This is a genomic window from Kitasatospora sp. NPDC058218, from assembly GCF_042882445.1.
In the GTDB taxonomy this organism is placed as follows: Bacteria; Actinomycetota; Actinomycetes; order Streptomycetales; family Streptomycetaceae; genus Kitasatospora.
The window spans coordinates 79,638-103,756 of record NZ_JBHVWC010000018.1; the positions used below are offsets into that span (position 1 = coordinate 79,638).

At 73.3% G+C, this 24,119-nt stretch carries 19 protein-coding genes; 11 read left to right on the forward strand and 8 right to left on the reverse strand.

Features of this window, described 5'->3' with window-relative positions; all coding sequences use genetic code 11:
• Positions 1-22: 22 nt before the first annotated feature.
• Both ACFVYI_RS13960 and ACFVYI_RS13965 read right to left on the reverse strand, forming a co-directional pair.
• On the reverse strand, positions 23-844 hold the full coding sequence (locus ACFVYI_RS13960) for a lipase family protein (RefSeq protein WP_387884709.1): 822 nt from the start codon (positions 842-844) through the stop codon (positions 23-25).
• A gap of 305 nt (positions 845-1,149) precedes the next feature.
• Positions 1,150-2,007 (reverse strand): CPBP family intramembrane glutamic endopeptidase, encoded by an 858-nt coding sequence (locus tag ACFVYI_RS13965; protein ID WP_387884711.1) that lies wholly within the window; start codon positions 2,005-2,007, stop codon positions 1,150-1,152.
• Between the two features lie 858 nt (positions 2,008-2,865).
• Here ACFVYI_RS13965 and ACFVYI_RS13970 point away from each other — a divergent pair.
• Positions 2,866-5,205: a SpoIIE family protein phosphatase gene (locus tag ACFVYI_RS13970; protein WP_387884714.1), complete on the forward strand. Its 2,340-nt coding sequence runs from the start codon at positions 2,866-2,868 to the stop codon at positions 5,203-5,205.
• Positions 5,206-5,255: 50 nt separating this feature from the next.
• On the opposite strand, the gene ACFVYI_RS13975 is transcribed toward ACFVYI_RS13970, so the two are convergent.
• Entirely contained in the window at positions 5,256-5,924 is a 669-nt protein-coding gene (locus ACFVYI_RS13975) for an HAD family hydrolase (RefSeq protein ID WP_387884717.1), read from the reverse strand.
• A gap of 355 nt (positions 5,925-6,279) precedes the next feature.
• Between ACFVYI_RS13975 and ACFVYI_RS13980 the strand changes: the two genes are divergently transcribed.
• The gene (locus tag ACFVYI_RS13980; protein WP_387884720.1) at positions 6,280-7,008 is read left to right on the forward strand and encodes a GntR family transcriptional regulator; all 729 of its coding nucleotides are present in this window, start codon (positions 6,280-6,282) and stop codon (positions 7,006-7,008) included.
• 29 nt (positions 7,009-7,037) lie between these two features.
• Here ACFVYI_RS13980 and ACFVYI_RS13985 read toward each other — a convergent pair whose 3' ends face one another.
• Together ACFVYI_RS13985 and ACFVYI_RS13990 are read right to left on the reverse strand one after the other, a co-directional pair.
• Complete coding sequence (locus ACFVYI_RS13985) at positions 7,038-8,111, reverse strand: alcohol dehydrogenase catalytic domain-containing protein (protein ID WP_387884723.1); 1,074 nt, start codon at positions 8,109-8,111, stop codon at positions 7,038-7,040.
• Positions 8,112-8,245: 134 nt separating this feature from the next.
• On the reverse strand, positions 8,246-10,183 hold the full coding sequence (locus tag ACFVYI_RS13990; RefSeq protein WP_387884725.1) for an alkaline phosphatase D family protein: 1,938 nt from the start codon (positions 10,181-10,183) through the stop codon (positions 8,246-8,248).
• A 547-nt stretch (positions 10,184-10,730) separates the two neighbouring features.
• On the opposite strand from ACFVYI_RS13990, the gene ACFVYI_RS13995 reads away from it, so the two are divergent.
• Together ACFVYI_RS13995 and phnE are read left to right on the forward strand one after the other, a co-directional pair.
• Positions 10,731-11,645, forward strand: a complete 915-nt coding sequence (locus ACFVYI_RS13995) for a phosphate/phosphite/phosphonate ABC transporter substrate-binding protein (protein WP_387884727.1) — start codon at positions 10,731-10,733, stop codon at positions 11,643-11,645.
• Positions 11,645-12,682, forward strand: coding sequence for a phosphonate ABC transporter, permease protein PhnE (phnE, locus tag ACFVYI_RS14000; RefSeq protein ID WP_387884729.1), 1,038 nt, complete (start codon positions 11,645-11,647; stop codon positions 12,680-12,682). Before ACFVYI_RS13995 ends, phnE begins: the two co-directional genes overlap by 1 nt.
• Before the next feature lie 405 nt (positions 12,683-13,087).
• Here phnE and ACFVYI_RS14005 read toward each other — a convergent pair whose 3' ends face one another.
• The 3 genes from ACFVYI_RS14005 to ACFVYI_RS14015 form a co-directional block, all read right to left on the reverse strand.
• Positions 13,088-13,501, reverse strand: coding sequence for a hypothetical protein (locus ACFVYI_RS14005; protein ID WP_387884731.1), 414 nt, complete (start codon positions 13,499-13,501; stop codon positions 13,088-13,090).
• 22 nt (positions 13,502-13,523) lie between these two features.
• Positions 13,524-14,099, reverse strand: a complete 576-nt coding sequence (locus ACFVYI_RS14010) for a MarR family winged helix-turn-helix transcriptional regulator (RefSeq protein WP_387884734.1) — start codon at positions 14,097-14,099, stop codon at positions 13,524-13,526.
• 246 nt (positions 14,100-14,345) lie between these two features.
• Positions 14,346-15,866, reverse strand: coding sequence for a hypothetical protein (locus ACFVYI_RS14015; protein WP_387884737.1), 1,521 nt, complete (start codon positions 15,864-15,866; stop codon positions 14,346-14,348).
• Positions 15,867-16,278: 412 nt separating this feature from the next.
• Here ACFVYI_RS14015 and ACFVYI_RS14020 point away from each other — a divergent pair, with 412 nt between their 5' ends.
• From ACFVYI_RS14020 to ACFVYI_RS14050, 7 genes are all read left to right on the forward strand, one after another.
• Positions 16,279-16,797 (forward strand): MarR family winged helix-turn-helix transcriptional regulator, encoded by a 519-nt coding sequence (locus ACFVYI_RS14020; protein ID WP_387884740.1) that lies wholly within the window; start codon positions 16,279-16,281, stop codon positions 16,795-16,797.
• Between the two features lie 149 nt (positions 16,798-16,946).
• Positions 16,947-17,426 (forward strand): hypothetical protein, encoded by a 480-nt coding sequence (locus tag ACFVYI_RS14025; RefSeq protein WP_387884742.1) that lies wholly within the window; start codon positions 16,947-16,949, stop codon positions 17,424-17,426.
• Between the two features lie 125 nt (positions 17,427-17,551).
• Positions 17,552-18,406, forward strand: coding sequence for an NmrA family NAD(P)-binding protein (locus ACFVYI_RS14030; protein WP_387884743.1), 855 nt, complete (start codon positions 17,552-17,554; stop codon positions 18,404-18,406).
• A 256-nt stretch (positions 18,407-18,662) separates the two neighbouring features.
• Positions 18,663-20,204, forward strand: coding sequence for an MFS transporter (locus tag ACFVYI_RS14035; protein WP_387884746.1), 1,542 nt, complete (start codon positions 18,663-18,665; stop codon positions 20,202-20,204).
• Between the two features lie 60 nt (positions 20,205-20,264).
• Positions 20,265-20,705 (forward strand): SRPBCC family protein, encoded by a 441-nt coding sequence (locus tag ACFVYI_RS14040; protein WP_387884748.1) that lies wholly within the window; start codon positions 20,265-20,267, stop codon positions 20,703-20,705.
• Positions 20,706-20,788: 83 nt separating this feature from the next.
• Complete coding sequence (locus ACFVYI_RS14045; RefSeq protein WP_387884750.1) at positions 20,789-22,153, forward strand: carotenoid oxygenase family protein; 1,365 nt, start codon at positions 20,789-20,791, stop codon at positions 22,151-22,153.
• Positions 22,154-22,258: 105 nt separating this feature from the next.
• Positions 22,259-23,746, forward strand: a complete 1,488-nt coding sequence (locus tag ACFVYI_RS14050) for an alpha/beta fold hydrolase (protein ID WP_387884753.1) — start codon at positions 22,259-22,261, stop codon at positions 23,744-23,746.
• Positions 23,747-24,119: the final 373 nt, after the last annotated feature.

Genomic DNA, 24,119 nt, shown 5'->3' on the forward strand with positions numbered 1-24,119 from the left:
CGTCGGACGCGTTGGGGGCCGGTCAGGCGAGGTTCTTCTCCAGGGCGGCGAGGTAGTTGCGCATGAAGTGGTCGCGGATGCCCTCTCCGGTGGGCGAGAACGCGGCGGTGGTCAGGCCCTCGGCCCGGTTGGTCAGGCCCGTGACCAGGCCGGTGCTCTCGTGGATGCGGCCGGAGGCGTCGAACCGGCGCAGGGCGTCGACGTGGGTGAAGGCCGGCTCGGGCGGTAGCTGGGGCACGATGTCGTTGTTGTTGACGAACCGGTACATGCGCTTCGCGAAGCCCTTGTTGTAGGCGGCGGCGAGAAGACGGTCGCAGGTGCGGGGTTGGCCGAAGGTGACGACGCCGTCGGCGAGCAGGCGCGGGTCCTCCAGGTAGAGGCGGGCGGCGGCGAGCATGGCCAGGGCTCCGCCGAGGCTGTGCCCGGTGAACCAGAGGCTCTGCCCGTCGGTGCGCAGTTCGGCGATCGCCTTCCGGACGGCGGGGAAGACGGAGTCGAGTGCCTCCGCGAATCCGTGGTGGACGTAGCCGGTCCGGCCGGGACCGGGCCAGGGCGGGGTGGTGCTGTCGGTGAGCCAGTCGCGGATCCGCGCGGGCTCCGTGCCGCGGAACGCGGTGACGATCATGTGGTCGCCGGCCACGGTGAAGGCCTGGGTGTCCTGGAGCGGGAAGGGCGGGGTGAAGGTCGTCTCGTGGTGGCGCACGGTGTCGAAGCCCCAGGCGCGGGCCTGCTCGTCGATCTCGGATTCGCTCTTGTAGGCGAGGTCGCAGGCTCTGGCCATCCAGTAGGCGTGGGTGAGGCTGTAGTCGGTGGTGGTCTGGTCGAACGCGGTGGGTAGGGCCATGGCGGGGACTGCCTTCCGGTGGAGGCGTCGGCGATCGGCGTGACCGGCGACAGGACGGCGTGCCCCTTGTTCGTAGCGGAACCACTTGGTCCTGTCCGCGCGACAGAGCCGGGGTGTCGCCCGGACGGATCGCGAACGGTGGCGGGCCGCCGATCCCGGGCCCGTCGGCCCCACGTATCGGACATCCCGTAGCGGCAGGACCGGTCGGAGAACCACTGCAGCCGGCCCCTCGGGGCCGGCTGTCACTGGTCCTGCGCCTGGTTTGCGCGGTTCTGCGCCCTGCCCTGGAACCGGTGCGCCGGGCGCTACGCGAGCCCCGCCCGCGAGTCCGGCAGGTCGGGCTCCGTCGCCGGGAGGGCCTCCCGGCCCGGTCCGTCGAGGTCGGTCCGGTGCCGCCGGGCCAGTACCACGATGACCAGGACGATCTGGAGGAGGATGATCAGGACCACGCCCAGGGGCGCCTTCGGCTTGTCGCCGATCAGGTTGGAGAGCAGGCCGAAGTCCCACAGCCCGTGCACCGCCATCGGCAGCAGGATCACACCGCCCACTCGCAGGCACAGGTAGAAGAAGTAGCCCGACGTGGAGACGATGGCGGCCTGCACGAGGGCCTGGGCACCCTCCCCGACGGCGTTGCTGACGTGGACCAGCCCGAAGACCAGGGAGGAGTAGAGCGCCACCTTGCCCTCGCTGAATCCGGCACGCCGGAACACGTGGACACCGATACCGCGGAACATCAGTTCCTCGCCGAGGCCGACGAACACTCCGAGCAGCACCAGGCAGAGCACCAGGGAGACCGGCTGGTCGGCGAGGTGCCCGTAGTTCACCGCGACCAGCGAGACGGCCAGCATCGAGATCGGCACCCAGCGCACCCATCGGCGCACCGGCACGCGGTAGGTCAGGACCTCCCCCCACCAGCCGAGCCACGTCACCACGCCGGCGACGAACACGATGGACGCCCCGATCGGGATCAGTGCGTTGCGGACCAGCGCCTCGGTGGTCGCGAACACACCGGAGCCGGTGGTGTCCACCCCGACCAGCAGCCCGATGCCCTGGATGATCCCGGCGTAGACGGCCACCAGCAGCAGGAACCACGGCCACGTCAGGCGCCGCCCCACCCGGTCGACCTCCGCCGGTCCCGTGCCTTCGGGTTCTCTCGTGTTCATCGTCTCGCCTCTTGTGTCGGAGGCGACGGTTCTCGGCGCCCCGCCGTGCGCTCGGCCCTCGGATCGACGGCCTGCCAGCGACACAGTGTCCCATGTGTCCGTTTCCTCCCCGGCGGCCGGTCGTCGCAGCGGGCCCACCGGCTCGATACCGGGCCGGGGCCGGACCTCATGGCGGGACCTCCGCAGCCGGGCCGCCCCGTACGGGTGGCCCGGCCGCCGGGTGTTCAGCATGGCGCGCCGGGACGAGTTCCACGCCGGACTCGTCCAGGTCGTGGCCGACGCGCAGGACACGGCCGGGCTGATCGCCGGGCTCCACGCCTTCTACCGGCGTGGCGACCCGGCTGGTGCTGGACGACCCGACGGTCGAACACGGACGGGTCTTCGCCCGCATCCTGCTGGCCAGTCCCGCCCTCCAGCGCGGCTACTGCCCCCTGGAGCGCGAGCGCCGCGACGTCTTCGCGGCACTCGCCGGGCACGCCGACGAGACCACGGAGCCGGCCGAACTCGCCCTGTTCGCCGCCCTCGCCTCGGCGGCCGCCTCCCACGCCTTCGACACCATGCACGAACAGAGCTCGCCGCAGGCACCGGCGCCGACCGCGTCCGCGCCGCCGTCGACTCCGCGCTCACCCGCGGCTTCGACCGCATCGCCGGCGCCGACCGCACCGCCCCCCTGCTCTCGGCCGGCTGCGGAGTCGGCGGCGACCTGTACGGGCCCGGTCGCGACGTGCCCGGCCCCGCAGCGCGGCGCATCCTGGCAGAGGACACGCGCGGCCGAGCACGGAAAGGGGAAGACGCACCGTGGACTCTCCGACACCCCCCGCACCCGGCTCAGCACCCGTTCCGGGGCCCGAAGCCACGGTGGCCTCCGCGCCTGCCACGGCCGTCGTCAACGCGGAAGGCGCCGTCGCGTGGTGGTCGAAGGAGGCCGCCGGGCTGTTCGGCGTCCCCGCGGACCTCGCCATCGGCCGGCCCGCCGCCGAGTTGCTCGGCCACCCGCTGCCCGCCGGGGCCATCCCCGTCGAGGGCGCCCGCCTGCGCCCTGCCAACCGCGCCCCGCTCGCCGCCGACCTGCGCCTGCTGCCCGCCGACACCCCGGCCGCCGGCGCCCTTCTCATGATCACTTCACGGCCCGCCGGCACGAGCCGGGACCAGGACACCCTGCTCGCCCGGGCCCTGCTCCACCAGGACCGCGTCGCCACCGCCTACCTCGACACCCGCCTGCACCTCGTCCGCGTCAGTCCCGCCTTCGACGCCCTCCTGCTGACCGGCCTGGGCACGGACCGCAGCGGGGCGGACTGGCTGGAGAGGTTGCGCACCCCCGAAGGCTCCGCCGCCCGCGCCGCGTGCGCCGGAGCGGCCGCGGACGGCACTTCGGTCGTCGGCGCCGAGTACCACCTGCAGAGCGGTGGCGGTCCGCGCGTCTTCTCGCTCACCTGCCTGCCCGTCGACGGTCCCGACGACCCCGAGGGACGCCCCGCGGGCGTGGTCGTCGTCCTGGTCGAGCTGACCGGCCGCAGCGGCACGCGTCTGAACCTGGCCGAGGCCTACCGCCGCGCCGCCGAGATCGGCAGTTCCCTGGACGTCGTCGCGGGCGCCCGCGAACTCGTCGACATCCTCGTCCCGGCTCTGGGCGACCTGGCCGCCGTCGACTTCCCCGACGCCGTCCTGCAGGGACGCGACCCCCGGCTCGGCTACCCCGGTGCCCAGGCGTCCGCGCCACGCCGGGTCGCCGCGAAGGCCACCGACGGACGCTGGCCGACCGCCCTCGTCCAGGTCGGCGAGACCGTCCCCACCGCCGCCGACCGGCCCGAGACCGCGGCCACCACCGTCGGCGGCGCGCTGGCCTTCGACCCCGACGCCGCCCGCCGGGTCCTGGGCGACGACCCCCACCTGATCGCCCGCCACGTCCCGGAGGGCATGCACGCGGCCCTCGGCTGCCCCCTGTACCACCGCAGCCGCCTGTTCGGGTACGTCATGGTCTGGCGCACCTCCACCCCCCGGCCCTTCGACGACGGCGACGTCCGACTCCTCCAGGACCTGTGCGACCGCACCGCCGTCGCCCTGGACAACGCCTTCCGGTACACCCGCGAGCACGCCACCGCGCTGGTGCTGCAGAACAGCCTTCTCCCCCCACTGGCCACGACCGCCACCACCGCCTGCGAGTGCACCGGCGCCTACCGACCCGCCGACGGCACGCTCGGCGTCGGCGGCGACTGGTACGACGCCTTCCCCCTCTCCTCCCTGCGCACCGCCCTGGTCATCGGCGACGTCACCGGCCACGGCCTGCAGGCCACCGCGACCATGGCCCGCCTGCGCACCGCCGTCCACACCCTGGCCGAACTCGACCTCCCGCCCGACGACCTGCTCACCCGCCTCAACGACCTCGTCCGGCGGATGGCCTCCGAGTCCGCGGAGCCCGACACCGTCGGCGCCACCTGTCTCTTCGCGATCTACGACCCCGTCGGCTGCGAACTGCACGTGGCCAGCGCCGGGCACCCCCCGCCCCTCCTGCTGGCCCCCGACGGCACCGCCTCCTACCTGCCCCTGGATCCCGGGCCGCCGCTCGGCGCCGGCGACGGCCCCTACGAAGTCCACCGCGGCACGCTGGCACCCGGCAGCCTGCTCGCCCTGTACACCGACGGCCTCACCGGCCACGACCCCGCCACCGCCATGCCCCGTCTGCTGGCCGGCCTGCCCGGCCTCGCCCCCGCCGACCGCTCCTTGGCCGAGATCGGCGCCGACCTGCTCGCCGTGCGCCCCGCCGCGGAGCACCCCGACGACGACACCGCGCTCCTCCTCGCCCGCACCCAGGCCGTCCCGCCGCAGTCCACCGCCACCTGGCAGTACGTCGACCTCGCCGACGTCCGGCAGGCCCGCGCGGACACCGCCGCCCAGCTCGCCACCTGGGGCCTGGACCACCTCGGGTTCGCCACCGAGCTCATCGTCAGCGAACTCGTCACCAACGCCATCCGCTACACCAGCGGCCCCGCCGTGCTGCGGCTGATCCGCGACCGGGTGCTGGTGTGCGAGGTCTCCGATCCCAGCAACACCCAGCCCCGCCTACGCCGCGCCCTGGACAACGACGAGGGCGGCCGCGGCCTGTTCCTGATCGCGCAGCTGTCGGCGCGCTGGGGCTGCCGGTACGCGGAGCGTGGAAAGGCGATCTGGGCGGAGATCGCCCTGGAGCCGCAGTTCTGAGCGGCCCCTCCGGGGAACAGCGTGCCGGTGCGGGCGACGAGGGCGCAGGGTCACCGCGCGGTGTCCGTGTCGAGGGCGTCGAGCAGGGCGGGCAGGTCGGTGACACTGGCCAGGACGTGGGTGTGGGGGACGGTGGCGAAGTCGGCGTCGCCGTGCGCGCCGGTGCGGACCGCGGCGGCGACCCGGGCGCCGGCGCGGTGAGCGGCCAACAGGTCGCTGGTGGTGTCGCCGGCGGCGGCCAGCCGGTGCACGGACTCCGTACCGGTGCGCAGCAGCGCCGTGAGCAGCATGTCGGGGTACGGTCGCCCGCGGCCCGCGTCGGCGGGCGACAGGGCCAGGGTGACCAGGCCGTGCCAGCCGAGGCCGTCGAGGATGCGGTCGCGGGTGGCGCGGGAGAAGCCGGTGGTGAGCACGACGTGGCGGCCGGCGGAACGCAGCAGCTCGATCGCGTCGGCGGCACCGGGGATCTCGCGGACGCCCTGGGCGTCCAGGGCTTCGTCGTAGCAGGCCTCGAAGGCGCGGTTGGCGGCCTCGGCGCGGGCTTCGTCGCCTCCGGTCAGGGCACGGAAGACCTCGATCTTCGACCGGCCCATGGTGTCGAGTGCGTAGGCGACGGCGGCGGTGTGCTCGGCGGTGTCCGCCGGGAGACCGATGGCTTCCAGCGCGCGGTGGAACGCTGCGAGGACGGCGCCGCCGTCCTCGACGGTGGTCCCAGCCATGTCGAGGCAGACCAGTCGGGGCCAGCGCGGGAGTGGTGAGTCCGGGAGTGACGAGTCCGGGAGTGACGAGCGGGGCCCGGCCCACGTGGCACCCGGGCCTGTGTGGTGCGGCCGGGGCGCGGTCGGGGCGTGCCGGCCGCGGCGCTCCTCGGGCTCGGGCCCGACTCTGTCAGGTGCCGGGACGACGGGTCAAGACTTGTCATGACAAGATATCGACTATTCACCTGGACCACCTCAGCGGGCGCGTGGCGACAAGGGCGATCACGGCGGTCTCCACAGGTCATCGCGGAGCATCGGAAGATGTCATGACAGGACCTGCGGTGGGAGGTGCGTGACACCTGTAGGGTCAGGTCCCGTGAAGGAATCACTGCACAGTGTCGTCGCCGCCCAGCTGCGCCAGCGGATCCGGAGCGGCTCCTTGAAGGTGGGTGAACTTCTGCCCTCGGAAGCCGAATTGTGCGAGGAGTTCGCGGCCTCGCGCACTCCGGTGCGCCAGGCGCTGGCGACCCTTCGGGAGGAGGGGCTGATCAGCGGGGGGCAGGGCCGGCGGTCGGTGGTGCTGGATGCGGTGCCGTCCCAGCCGTTCGAGTCACTGCTGTCCTTCACCACGCGGGCCCGGCTGACCGGACACAGCCCGGGGCAGCGCCTGCAGGAGATCGCGCTGCGCAGGCCGCAGACGGCCGTCGCGGCGGCACTGGAGGTGGACGCGGACGCGCTGGTGGTGCAGTTGCTGCGGCTCCGGCTGCTGGACGGCCGGCCGGCGATGCTGGAGCGGATGACGTACACCGAGGCGGTGGGCCGTCCGCTGCTGGGCGCGGATCTGGACGCCGGCTCGATCTACGCGCTGTTGACCGAGAACGGGGTGGAGCTGGCCGCGGCCCGGCACACCTTCGACGCGGTCGCCGCCGACGAGGTCGACGCGCAGCTGCTGGAGGTCGAGGTGGGCGCGCCGCTGCTGCGCGAGCGGCGGCTCACCACGGACGCCCGGGGGGTGCCGGTGGAGTGGTCCGAGGACCGCTACCGGCCGGACGTGGCGAATGTGACGGTCACCAACACCCGCTCCGCGCGCTCGGCGCAGCTCTAGGCGACGGCCGCGCCGTCGACCGGGCGCGGTCACCGGGCGTGCGGGGCGAGTGCCTGGCGCGGCGCCGCCCCGGTGCGGGCCGCTTCGATGGCGGCCTCGATCCGCTCCAGCGGGTGGGCGGCGGCGACCAGGGACGCGAACGGGTAGACCTCGTGATGGGCCGCCAGGAAGCGGACGGCGGTGTCCAGGTCGCGGGGGTGGTAGTTGTGCACGCCGGTCACGGTGTGCAGGCCGCGCACCAGCCGTTCGGGATCGAGGGCGACGGCGGGGCCGGGTGAGACGGAGCCGACCAGGACCGCCCGGCCGCCGACGGCGAGGGAGTCCAGGCAGCGCTGGACCGCGGCCGGGTGGCCGGAGAAGTCGAGGGCGGCGTCGGCCTCGCCGGCATCCTCGGCGGTGTCGAACGCGACACTCGCGCCGAACCGCAGGGCCTGGGCGCGCCGGGCGGGGTCGGGGTCGACCGCGCTCACCCGGGCGCCGCCGGCGGCGGCCATCGCCGCGGCGGTCGGGCCGAGCATGCCCGTGCCGGTGATCAGGACCCGCTGCCCCGCCAGCGCGCCCGCGGCGGCGAGGGTGGCGGCGACGGTGGCGGTGGCGCAGGAGGCGGGGCTGGCGACCTCGTCGGGCAGTTCCGCGGGCACGGCGACGACGGCGGTGCCGGGCAGCACCACGCAGTGGGTGGCGAAGCCGCCGTTCAGCGGGGCGAGGCGGGACCACGGCCCGTGGCCGTACTTGCGCAGGCTCAGGCACTTGTGCGGCAGGCCGCGTCCGCACCGCTCGCACCGTCCGCACGAGGCGGCCACCGACCACACCACCCGCATCCCCTCCTGGACCGGCGTGCCGTCGACGCACCGCACGCCGCCGGCGCCCACGCCGACCACCGTGCCCACCTGCTCGTGGCCCAGCAGTGCGGGCACGGGCGAGGGGCGGCGGCCCTCGACCGTGTGCAGGTCGCTGCCGCAGACGGTGGCCAGGTCGATGCGCACCAGCAGTTCGCCGTGGCCGGGGGTGCGGGCCGTGGCGCCCGCCAGCAGGGAGAAGGGTTTGTCCACTCCCTCCCAACGGGCGAGGCGGACCGGGATCAGATCAGTGGAATCGTTCACGCGTTGAACCTGTCATGAAAGTGCGCGCCCATCAAGTACTTGTCATGACAGGTTGGGCGAAGATCGGATGAACCCCGGTGTCCCGCACCACCGTCGAGGGGCGGTGCGGGACACCGGGGTTCAGGAGCCGGGGGTCAGGCCGGGTGACCGAGCTCGGTCGCGGTGCGGTGGACCTCGAAGAGGCGCCTGCCCTCGCGGTTGATCCAGGTGGCGGTGAGCGTCGCCGGGGAGACCGTGGTGTCCGCGACGAGCTTCAGGAAGACGTACGGCTCGACGGCACTCGCCACCAGGGCCGGATGCGGGGTGTTGAGGCCGGCGATGGTGCTGCCGTGCAGCGGGCTCACGATGAACTGCCACAGGTCGTAGCCGATCCGGGGCCCGTAGTTCAGGGCGCGGGAGACGTGGATGTCGCCGCTGACCAGGAAGCAGCCCGGGATCCGCTCGGCGGCGAGGAGGTCGAGTATCGCGTCCTTCTCGTACTGGTAGGTGGCCCAGTCGTCGGTCTCCGCGTTGCCCTTGTCGTCCCAGATCATGCCGGAGGCGATGGCCTTGAACGGGGCGGTGCTGGCCCGCAGGGAGGCGCGCAGCCAGTCCCACTGGACCTGGCCGAGGCAGGTGGTCCTGGTGGGGTCGGCCCAGCTGGGGCCGGTGTTGCTGAACCACCGGGGATCGAGCAGGAAGACCTCGACGGGGCCGCGGCGGAACGAGGTGTAGACGGCCCGGCCGGCCGTTCTGGTGGTCAGCCGGGTGCCGTCGTCGGCGTGGCCGAAGGAGGCGTTGGCGCGGTAGTCGACGAAGGCGGTGCGGGTGTTGACCTTGCCCGTGAAGGAGCCGTTGATGCCGTTGCCGCCGAAGTCGTGGTCGTCCCAGGTGCCCCAGGTCGGCATGGTGGAGACCATCTGCGCGATCTCCGGCTGGGCGAGGAACTCGCGGTGCTTGGTGCGGGCGACGGCCAGGTCCCCGGAGTCGACGTAAGGGGTGTCGCCGAGCAGCACGAAGCTGTCGCAGCCCTCGTCGATCACACGGGTCCACACCGTGTTCGGGGTGGACGGGGCGCACGAGCCCAGGCCCACGGTCACCACGGCGGGCGCCCCGTCGGCCGGTGCCGTGCTGAAGGAGCCGGTCAGCGGGGCGAAGCCGGGGGCACCGGCCGTCGGGGCGAGGGTGAACGCGTAGTGGGTGGCCGGCCGGAGGCCGGGGACGTCGGCGAGCAGGGTGTTGTCGTTGGCGGTGGAGATCGGCACGTCGACGCCGGTCGACCAGCCGTCGGCCCGGCGTACCGTGCAGCGCCAGACGGGGTAGACCGCGGGATCCAGGCCGGGACGGGCCCAGAGGCGGGCGGTGGTGGTGTCGACGTGTCCGACCAGCGGGCCGACCGGGGCCTGCGGCGGCATCGGGGTGGGCGGGACGGCGGGGGCGGTGCCCGCGCGCACCCGGGCGACGTAGCCCGCGAGGGCGGTGAAGAAGGTGACGCTGTCCTGCACCGCGGCGGCGGGCTGGATCGCGGAGCCGCCGCCGTCGAAGCACTTGTCGACCGTCAGGCTGGCCACCAGGAACCGGCCCGCGCCGTGCGCGCCTTCGAGCAGACAGGGGTTGGCACCGCCGGCGGTGCACGCCATCAGCACCCGCATGGAACGCCACGAGCCGATGGTCTCCCAGCTGACCCGGATGCCGGCGGCCCGGCCGGTGAACACCTTGCCCGCGCTTGCCGGAAGCGCCGCGACGAGCGGGTGGTCGGCGGCGATCGGCAGCACGGTGTCGTAGTCCGCGTCGGTGCGCACCGCGCCGAGTGCGGGCGGCAGGTAGGAGACGGTGGCGCCGAACTGGTCGGACTGGGCGAGGTCGAGGACCACGCCGCCGGCGGCCGCGAAGTCGCGCAGCGAGGCGGCCTGCGCGGCCACGTAACCCGGGTACTGGGAGCCGTTGTTGGTGAAGCTGCCGAAGGCGATCAGGTCGACGTCCTGGGCGGTCGCGGCGCGCGTCGTGTCCAGCGGGACGACGGTGAAGCCGGCCCGGCGCAGCAGTTCGGCCAGGCCGGTGGCCTTGGTCCACTGGTCGGTGTACTCCAGCACCGCGGCGCGGGGCGGCGTGGAGGGTGTCAGCGTGGAGGGTGTCAGCGTGGAGCGCGTCGGCGTGGGCGGGAAGGGTGGCGACGGCGGTGGTCAGGGCGGCCGCGCCACCGACCAGGAAGGACCGTCGGTGCATTCCGTCTGGGCTCATGAGTGGTGTTCCTCCTTTGACGGCAACCGTCGCAGCGAGAATGGCTCGCCAACAAGCACCTATCACTACAAGTCATGGAGTGTTCACCTGCTCGGCTTCGCGGTCGGACGATGCGACGACGCTCGAAGGTTCGCTCGGCCGACGCCCGCAGGTCGCCGGGTCAGGTGCGATGACCTGGGCAGTAGGGCGCCCGCAGCCGCCCCGGCCACCGAACCCGCGAGGTCACGGGTGGGCGAACGGGAAATGACTTGTCACAACAAGTGGTTGACCTGAGACCACCGGGCCTGACAGCGTTCCGGTGCCGGCCCACGAGCGGCGCCCCGTCCGGTGATGCCGGGCCGCGCACCCCGCCCCGGCTTCTCCTCCGCCTCTCCCCCGCTGCTCACCCCGGAGCCCACCGTGCGTCTTCGTCCCCTCGCCCTCATCGTCACCGGCGCCCTCGCCGCGCTGACCCTCACCGCCTGCGGCAGCGACGGCGGCGCCTCCGCCACCGGCAAGTCCGCCACCTGCCCGGGCGGAAGGATCCGCTTCGGCGTGGAGCCCTTCGAGGACCCCGCCAAGCTCACCCCGGCCGCCAAGGTCCTGGCCGACGCCCTCGGCGAACAGCTCGACTGCCCCGTCCAGCTCACCATCACCGAGGACTACTCCGCCGAGGTGCTCGCCCTGCAGAACGGCAAGCTCGACGTCGCCATGTTCGGCCCGCTCGGCTACGTCTTCGCCAGTCAGCGGGCCGGGGCCGAGGCCATCGCCTCGTTCGGAACCGGCGAGGGCAACGTCTCCAGCTACACCGCCGGGATCTGGGTGCCCGTCGACTCCGCCGTCCGCGAGGTCAAGGACCTCGCCGGGCACTCGCTCGCGCTGTCCTCGGTCGGCTCCACCTCCGGCGACGCGCTGCCCCGCAAGGCCCTGGTCGACGCCGGCCTGAAGACCGCCGACGTCAAGGTCAACTACGCCGGCGGCCACGCCGAGTCGCTGCTCGCCCTGGCCAAGGGCACCGTCGACGCCGCCGAGATCAACTCCCAGCAGCTCGCCAGCGCCACCGAGTCCAAGGCCTTCGACCCGGCGAAGTTCCGCAAGGTCTGGGCCTCCGACGCCATCCCCAACGACCCCATCACCGTCCGCGGCAACCTCGACCCCGCGTTCAAGAAGGCCGTCGCCGACGCCCTCCTGCACCTGCCCACCGACAAGGTCGGACAGATCGGCGCACTGCTCGCGGTCAAGCCCGCAGCGCCCCTGGTCGCCGTCGACAAGTCCACCTACCAGCCGCTGTTCGACCTGGCGGCCACCCTCAACCTGACCGACAAGGACCTCTGATGCTGGTGCTCTCCGACATCGCGGTGCGGTACGGACCGCGACAGGTCCTGCGCGGGGTGGACGTCACCGTCCCGCGCGGCGAGTTCCTCGCGGTGCTCGGCGCCAACGGCTGCGGGAAGTCCACCCTGCTGCGCGCGGCCGCCGGACTGGAACCGGGGGCGGAGGGCACCGTGACCGTCGACGGCAGGGCGGGCGACCCGCTCGCCCTCGCCGTGGTCTTCCAGCAGATCCACCTGGTGCACCGGCGCACCGTCCTCGACAACGTCTGTGCCGGCGCCCTGGGGCGGCTGTCCCTACGGCACTCGCTCCACCCGCGCCTGTTCCCGCGGGACCTGCGCGAGGAGGCGATGGCCTGCCTGGACCGGGTCGGCCTCGCCGACCGCGCCCACGACCGGGCCGGCCGGCTCTCCGGCGGCCAGCAGCAGCGCGTCGCCGTCGCCCGGGCGCTCTGCCAGCGCCCCGAGGTGATCCTCGCCGACGAACCGGTCTCCGCCCTCGACCCCGCCGCCGCCGAGCAGGTCCTGGCACTGCTCGCCGCCCGCGACGTCGCCCCGTCCGGCCTGGTCTACCAGGCGGCGCGCTCGCTGCTGTCCTTCCTGCGCTCCGTGCCGGACGTGGTCTTCGCGCTGGTCTTCGTCACCGCCGTCGGCCTCGGCCCGTTCCCCGGTGTCCTCGCGCTGGTCTGCCACAACGTGGGCGTCATGGGCAAGTTGTGGGCCGAGGCGATCGAGGAAGCCGACCCGGGCCCCTCGCAGGCGCTCAGGTCCGCGGGCGCCGACCGCGTCCAGGTCGCCCTGCACGCCCTGCTCCCGACCGTCACTCCCCGGCTGGCCGGCCTGCTGCTCTACCGCCTGGACGTCAACGTGCGCGCCTCACTGATCCTCGGGCTGGTCGGCGCCGGGGGCATCGGCTTCCTGATCAACCAGTCCATCAAGCTGTTCCGGTTCGACGAGATGCTCACCCACATCCTGGTGGTGCTGGTGCTGATCATGGCGGTCGACCGCCTGTCGGCCGCCGTCCGCCGCCGTCTGGCCTGAGCGCGACCCGGTCCGGGTCGCGGGCACGCCGTGCGCACGGCGGCCGGGGCTTCCCTCCACCTGACCGCCCGGCACAGCGAGCGCCTACGCGTACACGCCCCCCGGGAGCCGCAGCAGCGGCTCCCGGGGCTTTTAGCCGCACAGCGCGGGAAGTGCGCCTCGATGGGTGCGGTGACCGCGATGCCGACGACTTGGCGCGCCACCTGCGACAACCCCGCCGGCCCCGAAGCGGTCATGGGCCGGGCCTGCGCCGACGGCCGGGACGGTGCCGTATGGCGCCGGCATGAGGGCCACGGGCGCGACGGTCGTGGTCGGAGCCGACGCCGACCACCGTTCCGAGGTCGCTCGGCCGCTTGCCTCGGCGGCGCGGGCGATGCGCTCCGTCGTGTGAGGACGCGCGGCCGGTCACGCCACGGTGGCGGCCTCGCCGTGGCTCGGGCCGGCCGAGGCCATGATGGCCTGCCACGGGGCGGAGTCGAAGAGAAGCGTGATCGAGGTGATCCGGCCGTCGTGGACCCGGAAGTGTTCGGCCGTGTGCTGGGTGATGCCGACGGCCGGGGCGGTGTGAACGTCGTAGACCAGGGTGGCCTCGGTCTCGCCGTACAGCTCGCTGATCAGCTCCACCCCGGTGACGATGCCCAGGAGCCCGTCCAGGCCGTCGAGGTGACCGGTCGGACTGTCGGAGGTGATGAACGGGCTCCGGAAGACGAAGCCTTCGCCGATCTGGGCCGCGGCCGTGGTGACGTCTCCCCGGAACCGGGCCTCGTGGTAGGCCCTGACGGTACGTCGGACGGCCGCGTCGGCTGACTCGGTGCTCATGTGGCGCTCCATCGTTCTCGGTTCAGGAAGTCGCCGGCTGGTCGTTCCGGGCCTCGGTCAGGTACTGCTCGATGCGTTGCTGGTTCTCGACCACGCGCAGGCACAGGTCGCGGAACCGGGCGAGCTCGTCCTCGGTGAAGCCCTGGAAGACGGCGGACATGGCGCGCTGCGTCGGCTGTCGGAAGGAATCCAGCCAGTCTCGGCCGGCCGGTGTGATCCTGCCCCGTACCGACCGGCGGTCGCGCTGGTCCTGAACCCGCTGCACCAGTCCCTCACGCTCAAGCGTGTCGACCAGGCCGGTGACATTGCGGGAACTCACCCCCGCCGCGCGAGCCAGTTCGCCGATGCTCAGCCCGTCGTCCGCGGCCGCGCCCAGCCGTGCGAGGACGTCGAGCGCCCCCGCGCTGAGCCCACGCCCTCCCGCACCCTGCGAACGCAGCCGGTCGACCGCCTGCGAGGCCGACCGGACGGCCGCGGCCGTCTCCAGCGCGAGGGTGTCGTCGCCCGCCGCGAACGCCTGCATGGAGTCCCGGACACCGGGGTCATAGCGGAAGCCGTCGTCGTCGTGGGCGAGGCCGGAATTATGTACGTGCTTCATAATGAAGTCGCACTCTACTCTGCCGAGGGTGACTGCACCAGCGACCGGCCCGCTCTCACGAAGGACGGCGATCAAGCGATGTCGCCGCCCCGGGGCGTTGGTGCAGGGTGCGCCCCGGGGCGGTGCGCCCGGTCGGCTGTCAGCGGAGACCTCCCCCGCCCACATGATCACCGGACGGGGTGTACTGAGCCGGTCCTGCCGGGCCGACCGGCTCGTTCGCGGTCAACCCGACCCCGTCCCCAGCGGTCAGTCGTTGTCGCCGTCGTCGTCGCCGTGGTGCCCGGTGGTGCGGGCGAAGACCTGGTAGTCGACGTGTTCCGGGCCACCGGCACCGGGGAGCAGGTTGCCGCTGGTCGAGCCGAACACCACGGTGCCGCCTCGGGCGTCCACGACCGGGGCGATCGAGGAGCCGTTGCCGAGCGAGCCGTCCGGCGCGGTGGCGACCCGCTCGGTGCGGCCGGTGCGCAGGTCGTGGCGGTAGACGTCCCAGCCCGGGTGCTGCGGGCCCACCACCAGGTTGTCGGCGGCGGAGGAGAAGTAGACCCAGCGGTTGTCGGCGGTGATCCGGCCGTGGTCGGAGGAGCCGACCGAGGCGGTGCCGGGCAGGCCCCCGCTGATCTTCGTCACGGTGCCCTTCCTGAGGTCCCGGACGTACAGCACGGTGTGGTACCGGTGGCCGTTGGTCGAACCGCCGGGCTCGGGCAGGGCGTAGATCGCGCGCCGCCCGTCGGGGCTGATCGTCGCGTCGAAGCTCGCGTAGCCGAGCTTGCCGTCGAGGTCGAGGCTCGCGGCGCGGATGCGGCCGGACTCCACGTCGTAGGTGTAGTAGACGCCGGTCGTCGGCCGGGACAGACCCGACTGGGCGCCGCGGGGCAGGGCCGCGGCGGCGCCCGGGGCGAGCTCCACGTCGGCGGAGGCGGTACCACCGGCGGCCGGGGCGGCGGGGTCGGGGGTCGGCTCGGGGGGCAGCAGGTTGCCGGCGAGGGAGGTGAAGCCGATGGTGCGGCCGTCCGCGCTGATCGTCGGATTGAGGGACATGCTGTCGCCCGGCTTGCCGTCCACGCCGCGGGTCACCAGGCGGGTCTTCCCGGTGCGGCGGTCGGTGACGTAGATGTTGTAGTCCCAGGTGTAGGGCCTGGCCAGCGAGGGGTCGGTGCCCTGGAGGTCCGGAACGAGGTCGGTCCGGCTGGAGACGAAGGCCACGTAGCGGCCGTCCGCGCTGAGCGAGGGCGCGTACGAGGAGTGGAACTTGTCGGTGTCGGTGCTGGTGAGTCCGCCGCTGACCAGCTCGGTGCGGCCGGTCCTGCGGTCGCGGACGTACACCTCGTTGCGGCCCTGGACCTGCACACCGGGCACCACGTTCACGGCGTCGCTCTCGAAGGCGACATAGCGGCCGTCGGCGTTGATCGCGACGTAGTCGGTGAAGCCGTCCAGCACGCTGCCGTCGTCGGCCAGGTTGATCCGCTCGGTGCGGCCGGTCCGCAGGTCACGGACGTAGGCGTCGCGTCCGCTCTTCGCGGGCTGGGACACCAGGTTCGTGGCCCACGAGGTGAACAGGGCGTAGCGGCCGTCCGCGCTGATTCCCTGGCTCCACGACTGGTCGTCCGGCGCGGCGCCGTTCAGCCCGACACTGACCTGGACGGTGCCGCGCGGTGCCGGAGTGGCCTGGGCGGGGGCGGCGGTCACCGCGAGTACGGCGACGGCCGCGAGGATGCTGCCGGCGCCGGCCGGCCACCGGCTGCGGGTGGTGCGGATGCTGCGTGCCATGAGGTCTGTCCCTTCCCCTCTGATCACCCGGCCGGGCTCCCTCCCGGTTGCGGGCTCCAGGAGAGCCAATCGTCGGCGGGCACGATGGTCAACGATCGAGGGCCCTCTCGGCGGGAAATACGCCAACGAACGTATCCCGCACGGGAGTCGGGGCACGCGATGCGCAGCCCGACCCCAGGGGCCACCGGCGGCACGGCAGGCGGCGACCGATCGTCTTCGCCCTGCGGATCCCCGCCGACCGACGCCGGCCGGCCCGGCACCGGCGAGGCCGGACAACGGCCGGATGAGGCCTGCGCACTCGGACAGCGGCGCACTGCCCTGGGCGGGCGCGCGCCGGCCGGCGGCCAGGGAGCCGGGGGCCGGGCCTCGGGACTCCTTGACTCCCAAGGTAATTAGCTGCCATATTACCTACATGACGAGGGATGAGGCCGACGGCGAGGCGCCCACGCTGGACCAGGCCAGGCGGCAGCTCCAGCACTACGGCCTGGAGACCGATCCGCAGGCGGTGCTGGTCGCGGTGCGGCTGATCTCGGCGGGCGCACGGGTCGGCCGGGCGGCCGAGGCACACTTCGCCAGGTTCGGCCTGTCGACGGGGCGCTACCGCCTGCTCGCCGATCTCGAAGCCCATGGCGGGGAGAAGTCCCCTTCGCGCCTGGCCGCCGACCTCGACGTCTCCCGGGCCACGGTCACCGGCCTGCTGGACGGCCTCGAACGCGAGGGCTTGATCGCCCGGCGCCCGTCCGCGGAGGACGGGCGCGGCACGGTGGCCATATTGACCGCACGCGGCGCTCAGCGCCTGCGCGACATGGCGCCCGAGCACTTCGGACGCCTGGAGACGATGGTGGGCGGACTCAGCGTCGAGGAGCGCGCGGTGTTTCTGGACCTGCTCGCACGCGTGGTGCGCGGCAGTGCGGCCCTGGCCGCCGACTGACCCGACTCCCGGCCACCCCGGCCCCGCCCTCCGGGCAGGGCCTTTTTCACGGACATATAGTTAGCCACCTAATTATTCTGCTGGGGAAGGTCCACCGGCCACCCCCAGTAGCCCTTCGCTTTCCTCACGCCGACGAGAAAGAGGCCCGCATGCCCGCAATCAAGGACCGCGCAGCGAAGGACGGAGCCGGCCGGAGCCGGGCGGCGTCTCGGCCGTTCGTCCTGTGGCGTGAGGTACTGACCGCCTACGCCGCCCCCGCCCTGATGGCCGGCACCGCCGGGGTCGTCACCGGACAGCGGGACCTGGCGGTGGCGGCGTGCACCTCCATCGCCGGCACCTCCGCCGTGGTGGCGTTCCTGGTCGGCACCTGGCTACGGCACGGCGGCCGGCCGCGGCGGTGGACCACCGCCATACCCCGCCTCGCCCTGACCGTCCTACTCGTCGTCATGACGGCCGGCGCGGCAGCCCTGCTGGCGTGGGCCGCCGCCCACTGGCTTCCCGCCCACACCACCCTCCCCGTCAGCCCCTGGCTGGACCGCCTGCGCATCGACCTGCCCGTCTCCGCAGCCCTCGCGACCACCATCGTCACCCTGCGCTGGCGCAGCACCACCGGCGCATCCCGGGCATAGCCCGCCCCACCACCCCTCCAGACCCGCCCCACCGGCCCGGGCCCAGGCCCGGGCCGGGCGGGCCCGCCCGGCGGTGACCACCGCCGGGAACCCACCACGAAGTGAGGACACCGATGATCGTCGTCATGGGAGCAACCGGAGCGACCGGCAACGCCCTGCTCCACAGCCTCCTCGCCCTCGGCGAGCCCGTTCGCGCACTGACCCGTACCCCGCAGCAGCCGCTGCCCGGCCTCGGCGGCGCACACCCTTCGCCCGTCGAGGTCCGGTACGCGGACGCCGGCGACCCCGACTCGCTGCGCACCGCCTTCGAGGGCGCGAGCCAGCTCTTCCTCGCCATGGCCAACAGCCCCGCACAGGTCGAACTCGAAACCCGCGTCATCGACATCGCCGCCCACACCGGCATCGGGCACATCGTCAAGATCTCCGCGCCCGCGGCCGAACCCGACTCCCCCGTCGCCGTATCCCGCGGACACCACGCCGTCGAGACCCACCTGCGCGCCTCAGGGCTCACCCACACCATCCTGCGCCCCTACGCGTTCATGCAGAACCTCCTGCGGCTGGCGCCCACCGTCGCCCAGGGCGTCATCCTCGCCGCGCTGGGCGACGCGCCCTGCAACTACATCGACTGCCGCGACATCGGCGACGTCGCCGCCGCCGCCCTCACCAGGCCCGGCATCGCCGGCGGCACCTACACCCTCACCGGTCGGCAAGCCGTGTCCCACCCCGAACTCGCCGCCCGGCTCACCACCCTGACCGGCAGGGAGATCCGCTACGTCGACCTCACCCCGGACGAACTGCGCGACCACCTCGTCCACCGCGCCCACCTGCCCACCTGGCTCGCCGACCACGTGACGGAGATCCAGCAACTCGCCATCGACCGCCCCGAGATCCCCACCAGCACCGTCGCCGACATCCTCGGCCGCCCGCCCCGCACCCTGGACGCCTTCCTGAGCGAACACGGCGACCACTTCCGCCGATAGGACCGCTCGCCGCGTGCCGCAACGCCACCGGCGTAGCGGCACGCGGCCGGATCCGGCCCCGACCACTCCCCCAGGCGGGACGGGCCCTGCCCCCACCTGCACAAGGCATGGCACGAGCCGTGAACGCGCCCACGACGTTCGGGCGCCTCCCGCTCGCCATCGGCAGGAGCGGGTGGACAGGTGCGGACAGGAATGGACAGTCCCCGCCCCCGCCGGACCTGGAATGTGGACACCGCCCGACACGAGTCTGTGCGTCATGAACGCTGCACGCAGACAGACCGGCCAGGCGCCGAGCCGAACCCACCGGCCGGGAGCGGCACTCGCGGCACTCGCCGCGGCCCAGTTCACCGTCATGCTCGCCACCTCGATCGTCAACGTGGCCCTCCCCCGGATCCACGCCACCATCGGACTCTCGGACGGCGCGACCACCTGGGTGATCAACGCCTACGGCCTGGCGTTCGGGGCACTGCTCCTGGCCGGCGGACGGGCGGCCGACCTCCTCGGCCGGCGCCGGGTGCTGATCGCCGGCCTCGCTCTGTTCGTGCCGGCCTCACTGGCGGCGGGACTGGCCGCCTCCTCCGGCGTGCTGATCACCGCCCGCGTGCTCCAGGGCCTCGCCGCCGCCGCCATCGCCCCGGCCGCGCTCGCCCTGGCGATGGACCAGTTCCCGACCGGCCCCGGGCGGGGCAGGACACTGGGCGTGTGGGGCGCGGTCTCCGGCGCGGGAGGAGCGGGCGGCGTCCTGCTGGGCGGCGTCCTCGTCCAGGCCTGGAGCTGGCCCTGGATCTTCCACACGGTCGCGCTCGCGGCCGCGCTGGTCCTCGCCGCCGTGGCAAAGCTCCTACCGGCGACGGGGCAGGACACCGGGCACGGGGCCGGACACCAGGCCGGACAGGACGACGGACAGGACACCGGACAGCAGCCCGGGCAGCGGGCCGGACGGTTCGACCTGCCGGGCACCGCCACCGTCACCCTCGCACTGACCTGCCTGGTCTGGGGCCTGACCAGCGCACGCGGCGCCGGCTGGAGCGACACCCGGGTGCTGGGCGCCATCGGCGCCGCCGCCGCCCTGCTCGTGGCCTTCACCGTGATCGAACGCCGCCGGCCCGACGCGCCGATACCGCCGCGCCTGCTCACCACCGGCCGGGTCGCCGCGGGCAACCTGCTGATGGCACTGCTGGGGTCCGTGTGGATCGCCCTGTTCTTCTTCCTCCCGCTCTACCAACAGCAGGTCCTCGGATCAGGACCCCTGGCCACCGGAGCCGGACAACTCCCCCTCGCCGGCGCCAACATGCTCGGCGCCGCCCTGGCCCCACGCACCTCCCGCCGCATCGGCGCACCCGCCACCGTGACCACGGCCCTGCTCACCGAAGCCGTCGGGCTGCTGTGGTTGTCACGGATCGACGCCGACGGCAGCTACCTCGCCGACATCCTCGGCCCGAGCTTCCTGATCGGCCTGGGTCTCGGGGCCGCCTTCGTCCAGCTCACCGCGCTCGCCGTGACCGGCGTCCCGCAGCGGGACGCCGGTCTGGCCGGCGCACTGGTGAACACCACCCGCCAGGTCGGCGGCGCGATCGGCCTCGCCGCCCTGGCCACCCTGGCCGGTTCCGTCACCACCCACGCCGCCACCCACCAGCCCCGCCTGGAAGCCCTCACGGCCGGCTACCGAACCGCCTTCGCGCTCTCGGCCGCGGTCATGACCGCCACCGCGCTCCTCGCACTTCTCCTCACCCGCCGCGCCGACCCCACCCCTCTACCCACACCCACACACCCGGCTCCCGAGCCGCAGACCGCCTGAAACCCGACGCACCGACCGCACCGACGGCCCCAGCCACCCTTCGAGAGAGGAAGCACAACCGTGGTCACCATCGACGAGACCGCCCCCGTCACCGTCCGCCTGAGCACCGTGATCGACGCCCCGCTCACGACGGTGTGGGCACTGCACACCGACATCGCGGCCTGGCCCACCTGGAACACGGACATCGACCGGGCGGAGCTCGACGGCCCGCTGCTGCCCGGCAACTCCTTCAGCTGGCGCACCCACGGCCTGGACATCACCTCCACCGTGTACGAGCTCGTCCCCGGCGAGCGGATCGTGTGGGGCGGCCCCGCCTCCGGCATCACCGGCGTCCACGTCTGGACGTTCGAGCCGAGCGGCGACCACGTCACCGTCCGCACCGAGGAGTCCTGGAGCGGAGCGCCGGTCGAGGCCGCGGCCGACCACCTCTCCCAGGCCCTCCACGACTCCCTGCGGAACTGGCTCTCCCACCTCAAGGCCCGCGCCGAGCAGCCCGGCTGACCCCGACGCCCCTACGCCACACCACACCGCCTCCACCTCCACCTCCACCTCCACCTCCACCTCCACCGAAAGAGGTTCCTGCCATGACCACCGCGAAGCCGTACCTGACCGGCCACTACACCCCCGTCGCCGACGAGATCACCGCCACCGGCCTGACCGTCGAGGGCCACCTGCCGCCCGAACTGACCGGCCGGCTGATCCGCAACAGCCACAACCCCAAGCCCGGCATCACCCCCACCCACTGGTTCAAGGGCAGCGGCATGGTCCACGGCATCCGCCTGCGCGACGGCCGCGCCGAGTGGTACCGCAACCGCTGGGTGCACACCCCCGCACTCGACGGCGCCCCCTACCTGACCGAGCACGGCCCCGACCTCACCGCCTCCACCGCCGGCACCCACGTCATCGAACACGCCGGACGCCTCCTCGCCCTCTGCGAGGCCAACCTCCCCTTCGAACTGACGGCCGACCTGGAGACCGTCGGCGCGCACGACTTCGACGGCAAGCTGCGCACCGCCATGACCGCGCACCCCAAGACGGACCCGGTCACCGGCGAACTCCACTTCTTCGCCTCCTCCCCCTTCCCGCCCTACCTGACCTACCACGTCGCCGACGCCAAGGGTGAGATCGTCCACAGCGCCGAGGTCCCGGGTGCGACCGCCGCGCTCAAGCACGACTTCGCGATCACCCGCCGCCACGTCGTCTTCATCGAGGGCAGCGTCACCTTCGACCCCGCCGAACACTCCGGCATCCCCTACGGCTGGAGCGACGCCCAGCCCGCCCGCATAGGCCTCATGCCCCGGGGTCACGACGGCGCCCGGCAGATCCGCTGGTTCTCCATCGAACCCGGCAGCATGCTGCACGCCGGCAACGCCTACGAGGACGGCCAGGGCCGCATCGTCCTGGAGGGCCCCACCGTGGACCGCGAGGGCTTCCGGCTCTCCTGGAACTGGTGGGTCGGCGCCCCGGGGCGCAGCACCGAGCCCAACGCGCGCTCCTACACCCGGCGCTGGGTGATCGACCCGGCCGACGGCAGCGTCGACGAGCAGATCATCGACGACCTCGCGGTGGAGTTCCCCACCCTCAACGAGGACTACCTGGGCTCCGAGCACCGCTACCAGTACGCCGTCTCGTTCCCCGACGAGCAGGGCCACGGCGCCTACGGCGTCGTCAAGTACGACCGCGTCACCGGCGCGCGCCGCATCCACCGGGTCGGCGACGCGCGGCTGCCCAGCGAGGCCGTGTTCGTCCCCGCCGCCGGCGCCGGCCGCGAGGACGACGGCTACCTCCTGACCGTCGTCTCCGACCTCAAGCAGGACAGCTCGCAGCTCCTGGTCCTCGGCGCCTCCGACCTCGACCGGATCGCCACCGTCCACCTCCCCCGCCGGGTGACCGCCGGGATCCACGGCTCCTGGGTCCCCGACAGCGCCCTGGAGAACACCGCGGACTGACCCACCACCAGGAGACCGGACCACCCCTCGGCCCGCCGCCCGAACGAGGCACCGCCAGAACAAGGCGCGCGACCGGGGACAGCCCAGGAAGACCAAGGACATCACATGACGAACAACCGCAGAACCCGCCGCTGGATCGCCACCGCCCTCACCGCGCTCACCGCCACCCTCCTCGCACCGGCGATCGCGCAAAGCGCCGACGCCGACACCGACCACCGGGCCCCCGACGCCCGCATCGACTGGCACGCCTGCGCCGACACCGACTTCCGGCACATGCAGTGCGGATCGATCGAGGTACCGGTGGACTACTCCCGCCCCGGTGCCCGCAGCCTCACCCTCGCCCTGGTCCGCCGCCCCGCCGACGACCAGGCACACCGCCAGGGCACCCTGCTCCTCAACGACGGCGCCGGCGGCTCCTCGATCGAGCAGCTGCGCCTGGCCATGCACATCGGCCTGCCGACCTTCGCCGGCGACATGACCCGAAGGTTCGACCTCGTCGCCGTGGACCCGCGCGGGGTGGGCCACAGCACGCCGATCCTGTGCGGCGAACCCCTCAAGCCCGCCGGAGTCACCCACTTCCCCCGGGACCAGGCCGCGTTCGACACGCTCAAGGCCCACAACCGCGCCTTCGCCGAGGACTGCCTGGCCCGCAACGGCCGGCTGGCCGCCCACGTCGACCTGACCAGCACCGCACGGGACTTCGAAGCGCTGCGGATCGGCCTGGGCGAGCAGCAGGTCAACTGGTACGGCATCCACTACAGCACCCTGCTCGGGCGCACCTACGCCGACCTGTACCCGGGCAGGCTGCGCACCATGGTCCTCGACACCGCGCTCGACGACACCGGCTCGCCGCTCCCACGGGTCGTCCAGGAGGCGGCCACCGCCGAGGCGGCCTTCAACCGCTTCGCCGCCTGGTGCGCGACCTCCACCGACTGCGCCCTGCACGGCAAGGACGCCGCCGCCGAGTACGACGCCCTCGTCGCCCGCGCCGACCGCGATCCGATCCCGACCGGGGGCACGGCCCACCAGCCCCTGACCGGCGAGGACATCCGCGAGGCCACCCAGGACTACCTCACCCTGTCCGGGCACACCTGGCCGGACCTGGCGAGGGCGATCGTCAAGGCCCAGGGCGGCGAGGCCACGGACTTCACCCGCGACCCGGACAACACCCTCGACCCCGTCCAGGTCCAGGTCCCCGCCTGCCTGGACAACGCCCCCGCGGTCACCACCCTCGCCCAGCTCACCCAGTTGCAGCGGCAACTCGCCGGGGTGTCCCCGCACCTGGGCGGCGCCGTGCGCTCGTACAAGGCCGTCGCCGGCTGCCTCGGCTGGCCCCTGCCCGCTCAGCCCGTGAAGGCGGGCGCCCCGGTCCACGGCGCGCCGCCCGCACTCGTCCTGCAGTCCACCCACCAGGCCCTCGCCCCCTACGGCGCGGGCGCGGCCATGGCGGCCCAGCTGCCCGGAAGCGTCGTCCTCGGCCGCGAAGGCGACGACTACAGCATGTTCCTGGCCTCCCCGTGCGTCCAGGACGCCACCAACCGCTACCTGACCGCACGGGTACTGCCCGCCCCCGGCACCACCTGCGCGGACTGACCCCCCACCCGCCATCCGCCGAACGCCCCCGGGCGGCCCCGTCACCAGGACGGGGCCGCCCGGGGGCGAGCCGCTTGCCGGACACCGCGTCGAAACGGGGAGGAACCGGTGCGAAGCACGTCCCGAAAGGGCAGCTTCGACAGGGACGGACGGGCAGCGGTTCACCGGAGCCCGGGTTCGCGTGCAACGTTTCGCCCCGCCCACGGCATCTACGTGATGTCAGGGGCCTCCCCCCGACGTGGATTCGTTCACGTCCGTGCCGCCCGCAGACGTGCCCTGAATTCATCGTGGGCGATATCGAATTCTCCCACGGCGATTCAGTGCGTATACCATCGAGCTATTTGCAGCAAGCATTCCGGACTTGTCACACGGT